This is a genomic window from Pseudomonas sp. PNPG3 (genome assembly GCF_023093815.1).
Classification (GTDB): domain Bacteria; phylum Pseudomonadota; class Gammaproteobacteria; order Pseudomonadales; family Pseudomonadaceae; genus Aquipseudomonas; species Aquipseudomonas asiatica.
Window position 1 is genome coordinate 1 of the sequence record NZ_JALLKV010000136.1, and the last position, 859, is coordinate 859.

Sequence of the window (859 nt, forward strand, 5' to 3'; positions counted from 1 at the left end):
ACAAATGGTGCAGCCGAGCGGATAGCCAGTAGTCCACCTGGGCCCGATCAAAACCTCCCGACTTCCCTCCAAGCGAAGCCAGGCAGCCACCCTCTTCTTCTGCCGACTTGTATAGCTTCTGCCATGCCTGGCCTTTCGCAGCGCCTTTCTCCCCTGCCGCCAGAGCGGCAACTACTGCACCCGATACGCTGTTGTAGATCATGTCCTTCCCCCTCAATCACCGGTGTAGTTGGTGCCGCCGGCGCCGCGCCGGTTGCTTCCCTGATATGTCGCCTCAGGCCAGGATGCCCGGGGCTTCTTCAACTGCTCGATCTGCCGGTGCGCGGCCTGCAGCTTCAGGCTGAGCTGGGTCACCAGTTCATCCAGGGCCAACGCCTCGCCAGTTGCAGCCGCCACCCAGCCTGAGGCGTTGCAGTGGTCGCATGGCAGTTCGTGAAACAAGCCCTGAGTGACCGCTCTCCCACGGCACAAAGGGCACTTTTCCAGCTCGATCACGGCCTTCTTGAAGGCTGGGCCGTGCTTCTTCATCAACCGATCACCTTCAGGCCCTGGGCCCGCAGCGACTTCTCGGCCACCTCTCGTGCCCAATCCCCATCCGGATCACCCATCTGGACGGGGAACGGGTTGGTGACCCGCAAAGTTTCGATAGAGGTCTGCCAGCCCCACCAGGCGGACTGAACTTGCGGGATTAGATATTCGTCGTCACCGCCCCGGGAGAGCACCGCCCTGTCGAAACGGCCATTCCGCTCAAAGCTTTTGGCCTCATATGCCGCCTCAAACTGGACACGCATCTTGTCGCTGTTCTTCATTTCGAATCCTCGCTTATGGTTGATTTCGAAATTTCGCCGCAGCCCGCGCT

2 protein-coding genes and 1 pseudogene are annotated in these 859 nt (G+C 60.7%); all 3 read right to left on the reverse strand.

Annotated features, from left to right (window positions below; all coding sequences use genetic code 11):
- A pseudogene (locus MJ643_RS30410) lies at positions 1–202 on the reverse strand (hypothetical protein); the annotation flags it as partial.
- An 11-nt stretch (positions 203–213) separates the two neighbouring features.
- Complete coding sequence (locus MJ643_RS30415; RefSeq protein WP_247727280.1) at positions 214–531, reverse strand: hypothetical protein; 318 nt, start codon at positions 529–531, stop codon at positions 214–216.
- Positions 528–859: hypothetical protein (locus MJ643_RS30420; protein ID WP_247727281.1), on the reverse strand; the 332-nt coding region annotated here is incomplete at its 5' end. The genes MJ643_RS30420 and MJ643_RS30415, both read right to left, overlap by 4 nt.